We start from the raw sequence: 3,013 nt of genomic DNA, 5'->3' as shown, positions 1-3,013 counted from the left end.
CGGAACTCGCGTGATCAGAGCCGTGACGGCCCGGATCACGCGAGTTCCGGGCTGGATCACGCGAGTTCCGGGTTGGATCACGTGAGTTTCGTGGTTACTTGCCGGCTGCGCGGGCGAGGCGCTCGGGGTAACGCTCTCCGGCGATCGCGTCGGCGGGGGCGGCTGCCTCGATGGCGGCCAGGTCGTCCGCCGTCAGCTCCAGCGATGCCGCCGCCACGTTCTCCTCGAGGTACTTGCGGCGCTTGGTGCCCGGGATCGGCACGACGTCCTCGCCGTGGGACTGGACCCACGCCAGCGCCAGCTGACCCGCGGTGACCCCCTTGTCCGAGGCCAGCTTGCGGAGCGCGTCGACGATCGCCATGTTGCGCTCGAAGTTGCCCTCGGCGAAGCGCGGCAGGCCGCGGCGCATGTCGTCTTCGGGCAGGTCCGCGACCGACTTCACCGCGCCCGTCAGGAACCCGCGGCCCAGCGGCGAAAACGGGACGATCCCGATGCCGAGCTCGCGGCAGGTGTCCAGGACTTCGCCCTCGATGCCCCGGGTCCACAGCGACCATTCGCTCTGCAGCGCCGTCACCGGGTGCACCGCGTGCGCGGCCCGGATCGTCGCCGCGCTCGCCTCGGAAATCCCGGCGTACCGGATCTTTCCGGCCTCCACCAGCGAAGCCAGCGCGCCCCAGGTCTCCTCGATCGGCGTGTCCGGGTCGACGCGGTGCTGGTAGTACAGGTCGATGTGGTCGACGCCGAGCCGGCGCAGCGACTCGTCGCACGACTGCTTCACGTACGCCGCGTCACCGCGGGCACCCATGGCCCCGTCGTTCCACACGATGCCGAACTTCGTCGCGAGCACGACTTCGTCGCGGCGGCCGGCGATGGCGCGGCCGACCAGCTCCTCGTTGACGCCGTTGGCGTAGACGTTCGCGGTGTCCAGCAGCGTCACGCCGAGTTCGAGCGCCCGGTGAATGGTCGCGATCGACTCGTCGTCGTTGTCGCGGACGCCGTAGGCCTGGCTCATCCCCATGCAGCCGAGCCCCTGGGCGCCGACTTCCAGGCCGCCCAGCTTCCTCTTCTTCACGCGGAAATCTCCTCCATACCGGGCTCCACGCCGAGCACCTTGCGCTCGACCTGGGCGTAGTTTTCGATCTTGTAGTCGAGGATGTCGAGACAGCCCTGCAGCTCGGCGATCCGCTCGGCGACCGACCGGCGCTGCTCCACCAGGAGGGCCTTGCGGCGGCCCGCGCTCGCGACGCCGTGGCGGCGCAGCGACGCGTACTCGCGCATGCTCTTGATGGGCATCCCGGTGGTGCGCAGCTTGGTCAGGAAACCGAGCCAGTTGAGGTCGTCGTCGGAATACGCCCGGCGGCCCGCGGTGTCCCGCGCGGGCGGGTCGAGCAGTTTGATGCGCTCGTAGTACCGGAGGGTGTCGATGGACAGTCCGCTACGTCGCGCGGCTTCCGCTATCGAGTAGCTCATGCGCCCGACAGTACGACCTGGAGTGCACTCCAGGTCAAATCCTCACCCTGGTCATCCATAACACTGTTCCGATACGCTCGGTGCATGGCGCGACCACGCACGCACGACGAAGCGCTCCGGCTCAAGCTGCTCGACCGGGCCGGCGAGCTCCTCGCGGCCGACGGGCCGAAGGCGCTTTCCCTGCGCAAGCTGGCCGCCGACGCCGGGACGTCGACCACCGCCGTGTATTCACTCTTCGGCAGCAAACCCGACCTGGTCAACACCCTCTACACCGAGGGCTTCCGCCGCTTCGGTGCCCGGATGGCCGGGACGCCGCTGACCGGCGACGCCGTCGAGGACCTGGTCGCGCTCGGCAGCGCCTATCGCGCGAGCGCGCTGGCCGACCCGCACCTCTACGGGATCATGTTCACCAAGTCGGTGCCCGGCTTCGAGCCGAACGAAGACGCCGAGAAGCTCGCCCGCGAAACGCTCAAGCCGCTGGAGCGGATCATCCGCCGCGCGATCGCCGACGGCGTCTTCCTCGACGTCCCGCCGGAGACCGTCGCGGTCGGCTGCTGGGCCATCGTGCACGGCCTGGTGTCCCTGGAGCTGACCGGCAACCTGCCGGAGGAGTTCGACGTCACGGGCTCCTACGAAGCCGCCCTGCGCGCGAACGCCTCCGGCTGGCTGCGGCCTCAGACCAGCGGCAACGACCCGTCGTAGACGACCGCGCCCTTCGCGTCCCGCGCCGTCACGTGGACCTTCGTTCCCGGGTCGATCTTGATGTCCGCGGGGGCCCACACGACGACCATGCCGGCCACGACGTGGACCTCGGTACTCGCGCCGCGCCCGAAGTCGACGACCGCCGTCGCCGCGGTCGCGGGCAGGACCGCGGCGAACGGACGGAGGGCCTTCCCGGCCGGGGCACCCGTCTGGGGATGGCCCAGGGTGTCCACCATCAAGGGGTACGCCGGCGGTTTCTCCGGCGTGGGGCCACCGGAGAAGGCGCGGACCCTCGTCTTCCCCGGCCGCCGGTAGTCGGGCTCGGTCGTGCACACCACGAACCGGTCGCCGCGGCGGCCGAGGACCACCCGGTAGTCCTCGGTCTGGAGCAGCGGCCCCGGCTCGTACGCCGCGGCGTCGGGGATCGCCTCCACCTGCGCCGCCGCTAGGCAGTCACCCAGCGCCCGGCCCGCGGATGACGTGCGGTCGGCGGTCACCGGCCGGTCCACGACCGAAAGCAGGGGCGGCGGCGGCGCGGGCAACGTTGCGCCCGATTGCGTCTGCCGGCTGACGGTCAGCGTCGTCCGCGCCGGGTTGCTCCGGGTCACCCCGATGAACTGCCGGGTGACCGGGGAGAAGTAGATGGCCTGCGACTGGTTCTCGCCGTCCTCGGTTCGCGAGTCGAGGAACAGCCCGTCTCCGTCGGGGGCGAGGATTCCGCCGACCATCCCGGTCGCGCTGTGCAGCAGCAGCCCCGTCCGCGTGCCCGGGGCGTAGGCGGGCGTGGCTTCCGGGTCCGACAGCGTCACGGTCGTCTCGGTGGTCTCGCAGAACATCGGCT

General features: G+C 70.8%; 4 protein-coding genes. 1 reads left to right on the top strand and 3 read right to left on the bottom strand.

The genetic code is table 11. The features are described 5' to 3' along the window. Positions 1-94 precede the first annotated feature (94 nt). Both CCN39_RS45635 and CCN39_RS45630 read right to left on the bottom strand, forming a co-directional pair. Positions 95-1,018, bottom strand: a complete 924-nt coding sequence (locus CCN39_RS45635) for an aldo/keto reductase (RefSeq protein ID WP_244211318.1) — start codon at positions 1,016-1,018, stop codon at positions 95-97. A gap of 50 nt (positions 1,019-1,068) precedes the next feature. Continuing rightward, positions 1,069-1,470, bottom strand: a complete 402-nt coding sequence (locus CCN39_RS45630; protein ID WP_013222802.1) for a MerR family transcriptional regulator — start codon at positions 1,468-1,470, stop codon at positions 1,069-1,071. Between the two features lie 84 nt (positions 1,471-1,554). Between CCN39_RS45630 and CCN39_RS45625 the strand changes: the two genes are divergently transcribed. Beyond that, positions 1,555-2,172, top strand: coding sequence for a TetR/AcrR family transcriptional regulator (locus CCN39_RS45625; protein WP_086853181.1), 618 nt, complete (start codon positions 1,555-1,557; stop codon positions 2,170-2,172). Here the strand turns inward: CCN39_RS45625 and CCN39_RS45620 are convergent. Further along, the coding region (locus CCN39_RS45620; protein ID WP_086853179.1) for a hypothetical protein at positions 2,145-3,013 on the bottom strand (869 nt) is incomplete at its 5' end. The two genes, CCN39_RS45625 and CCN39_RS45620, sit on opposite strands and share 28 nt — an antisense overlap.

This window comes from Amycolatopsis kentuckyensis, assembly GCF_002155975.1.
GTDB lineage: Bacteria > Actinomycetota > Actinomycetes > Mycobacteriales > Pseudonocardiaceae > Amycolatopsis > Amycolatopsis kentuckyensis.
This window is presented reverse-complemented; position numbering and strand designations above follow the sequence as displayed.

Coding starts and splice junctions, on each gene's coding strand:
- CCN39_RS45635 (WP_244211318.1), bottom strand. CDS start 1,018: ATGGGGATGAGCCAGGCCTACGGCGTCCGCGACAACGACGACGAGTCG.
- CCN39_RS45625 (WP_086853181.1), top strand. CDS start 1,555: ATGGCGCGACCACGCACGCACGACGAAGCGCTCCGGCTCAAGCTGCTC.
- CCN39_RS45630 (WP_013222802.1), bottom strand. CDS start 1,470: ATGAGCTACTCGATAGCGGAAGCCGCGCGACGTAGCGGACTGTCCATC.